Raw genomic sequence first — 3,578 nt, 5'->3', positions numbered from 1 at the left:
CGCTCGCGAACGGCTTTGCTAACGCACTGCTACACCACTTCAGGGGACACGACCCAATCCAATCCGCACGAGCCGGCTCGCGTCGTTTGAGTCGTCTTCTGCACCTGATTCGAACCGCCGTCCCACGTCGCGCCGGACCGGCGCGCCGGGCTTCTCTACCGATCCCCCTCATCCCCCAACCCCGGATGACAAGTATCCAAATCAACCATAACGATTCTTGTGAAGAGGAAAAGTAGTCCTTTATTTCCTGTATAGCGCGAACTTTGGATACCGGGGTTTGCGGTCCGCGCCCCTGGCTTCTTGCCACGGCACGCGTTCTTGCTATGCTCCGCTCATGTCGACCCGAAACACCCGATATTCGGTACTTCTGACCCTCGCGGTCGCGCTGTTTATGGTGCCTGCTCTGCCTTCGGCCAACGCCGGACCGAGCTTCAAAAACTATGTGGATTCACTTTATCCCGAAGCCGCCGACGCCGGTGTGACGTGGGAGACCTTCGAGGCTGCGACAACCGGCCTCACCGCCAACACCAGGATCCTGAAGTTCACCGAAAGCCAGCCGGAATTCAAACGAAGCATCGGCCAATATGTCGGCAAGCGGGTGACGTCCGGTATCGTGAAAAACGGGCGGGCAATGGCAAGGAAATACGACCGGACCCTGAAAGCGATCGAGCGCAAATACGGCGTCGACCGGTATGTGGTCGTCGCCATATGGGGAATGGAGACCAATTACGGCGGCTTCATCGGCAACAGCGATACGTTGCGGTCGCTGGCAACGCTCGCGCATGCAGGCTACCGTGGTGACTACTTCAAGAAGGAGTTCATCAACGCGCTGCTTGTGCTGCAGCAGGAAAAGCTGGACCGCAAACAGATGCGCGGGTCCTGGGCGGGCGCGGTCGGCCAGACCCAGTTCATGCCGTCCAGCTTCCTTGAATATGCCGTCGACCATAATGGCGACGGAAAGCGCGATCTGTGGCGCAGCGCGCCCGACGCGCTGGCGTCCGCCGCCAACTATCTCAAGGGCTACGGCTGGAGCACCGGTGAGAACTGGGGTTATCAGGTCAGTCTTCCCGAGGGCATCGACCTGACCAGGGCCGATGACACCTACCGCAACTGGGTCAAGCGCGGCGTGGTGCGGGCCGACGGCGGCAGCCTGCCTGACAAGGGCTCCGCTACCCTGTTGTTTCCGAGCGGCATCGAAGGGCTCGCCTTCCTCGCCACGGACAATTTCATGGTGTTGAAATCCCATAATTTCTCCGATGCCTATGCGCTCGCCGTCGGCCATCTGGCGGACCGGATCGCGAACCGGCACTCGCCGCTTGCCGGCAATTGGAATGTCGAGCGGCCGCTCAACAAGAAAGAGCGCATCGAGATGCAGGAAAAAATGCAGTCCCTCGGCTACAAGGTGCCGAGAACCGATGGCCGCATCGGATTGAAAATGCGCGCGGTGATTCTTGATTATCAGATACGCAACGGCTTGGCCCTGGACGGCCATGCCGACGTGGAAGTCTACAAATCCGTAATGGCGCAATAGCGCGCCGGAACCTACTCGATCACCACATCGACATTGACGCTGCGCCCGGCGGCATCGATGACGGCGAGGTGCGTGCTTCCCGGCCCGTCCGGCATCCATTGCCACTGCCGATCGCGCACCGGCGCGCCGGCCGGCTTCCCGTTCGCCAGCCACCTGAACGGCGGACGCCCGCCCTGCAGCTTGACGACAAGCGGCCGGAAGCTGCCCGTCTGCCCGCGACTGAGCGCAACGCGCGCACCGGACGGCGGATAGGCGATATGCGGAGCGGCCTCGCCGCCCGGCATTGCCTGCAGCCTTTCCTCCGCGGACCGGTAGCGGCGCATCGGCTCGGGCAGCTCATGGCGCGCAATGCGCACCGCGCCCGATGGCGGCGACCCGAACGGAACGACATCGAGCCCCGTCCTTGCAAAGGCTTCGAACAGCACCGGTGCGGCGGAATTCAGCCCCGTCAGTGCGGGCACCGCGCTGTTGTCGGCGCGCCCGATCCACACGCCGATGACATAGCGCCCGTCAAAACCGACCGACCAGGCGTCCCGGTAACCATAACTCGTGCCGGTCTTGTAGGCGATGGCGAGTTGCGGCGAACCGGCGGGCGGCGCCGCGCCGCTGAGGATATCGCGCACATGCCAGAGCGCGACATCGCTCAACAACGGACTGGTACCGCTGCCATGCGACGGACTGTCGATGCCATTTGCGAGGGTGACCGCCTGACCGGTTCCGCTCACGAATATGCTGTAGATCTGCACCAGGTCGACAAGCCGGGTGCCAATGCCGCCAAGACCGATCGACAGGCCCGGCCGGTCTCCTTGCGGCAGGGCGTAGCGCATTCCTCCCCGACGCAGCAAGGCGGACAGGCGCACGGGACCGACGGCGGAAAGCAGCCGCACGGCCGGAACGTTGAGCGAGAGCCGCAGCGCGCGCCGCACGCTGACATCGCCCTGAAACTGAAGATCGAAATTCTGCGGACGATAGCCGGAAAAATCCGCCGGCCGGTCTGAAATCAGCGTTTCCGGCGACACCAGCCCTTCCTGGAAGGCAAGCCCGTAGATAAACGGCTTCAGCGTCGAACCCGGCGAGCGCTGCGCCCGGCTCATATCGATCCAGCCGGCGCGCCTGCCGTCGAAGAAACCGGCCGAACCGATCTGGGCCACGATGCTGCCGTCTCGCCCGTCAGCCATGACGATGGCAACGGACAGGCGCTCGCCAAGTCGCCCGGCCGCTTCCGCCGCCACGCTTTCAAGACCCGCCTGCACGTCGCGCAACAGACGTGTCTGGTGCCGCCTGCTTTGCGGATCGCCCGTGCGGGCGCGCTCGGCCAGATGGGCGGCAAGCGCCGGCAGCGGGCGGCGCTCGGCTGAAAACCGCAGGTCTGCGACGCGGCGGACCTCACGCCTGTCGATCAGGTCATTATCCGCCGCGCGCTGAAGAACCCGAAGGCTCGCGCGCCGGGCGGCCTCGGGGTAGCGGTCGGGCCGCCGCGTTTCCGGAGACTGCGGCAGGGCGACGAGCAGCGCCGCCTGATCGAGACGCAGTGCATCCGGCTCCCTGCCGAAATAGGCAAGACTTGCCGCGCGCACGCCCTCAAGATTGCCGCCATAGGGAGCAAGCGTGAGGTACCAGGCGAGAATCTCCTCCTTGTCCAGCCGCCGCTCCAGTTGCAGCGCCCTTGCCGCCTGAAGCAACTTGGCGCCGAGCGTGCGCGAGGGCCGCGGCTCCAGAAGACGGGCAAGCTGCATCGTTATGGTCGATCCGCCGGATACGATGCGGCCATGCGCGATCATCTGGGCGCCCGCCCGCGCCATCGCCAGCGGATCGACACCGTGGTGAGACCAGAAACGCTTGTCCTCATAGGCAATGAGCAGGTCAAGAAATTCGCCGTCGAGCCTGTCCAGCCTTGGCGTCATGCGCCAGCGGCCATCAGCCGCCGCAAAGACACGCAAAAGGGCGCCATTGCGGTCGACAACTTCGACCGACAGTTTCTGCACATCCGGAAGCGGCGGCGGGTAGAGCCGATCGAGGACGACCGCCAGCGCAACAAAAAGCAGCG

2 protein-coding genes are annotated in these 3,578 nt (G+C 64.3%); one reads left to right on the top strand and one right to left on the bottom strand.

Annotated features, from left to right (window positions below; all coding sequences use genetic code 11):
- Positions 1 to 334: 334 nt before the first annotated feature.
- Positions 335 to 1,531: a lytic murein transglycosylase gene (locus AC5E6N_RS23675; protein ID WP_491750111.1), complete on the top strand. Its 1,197-nt coding sequence runs from the start codon at positions 335 to 337 to the stop codon at positions 1,529 to 1,531.
- Between the two features lie 11 nt (positions 1,532 to 1,542).
- Here the strand turns inward: AC5E6N_RS23675 and pbpC are convergent.
- Positions 1,543 to 3,578, bottom strand: a 2,036-nt coding sequence (pbpC, locus tag AC5E6N_RS23670) for a penicillin-binding protein 1C (protein ID WP_491750110.1), incomplete at its 5' end; no start/stop codon positions are given.

The sequence above is a fragment of the Hoeflea sp. genome (genome assembly GCF_984452065.1).
Note: the sequence above shows the minus strand (reverse complement) of the source record. Positions and strands in the feature narration are given on the sequence as shown.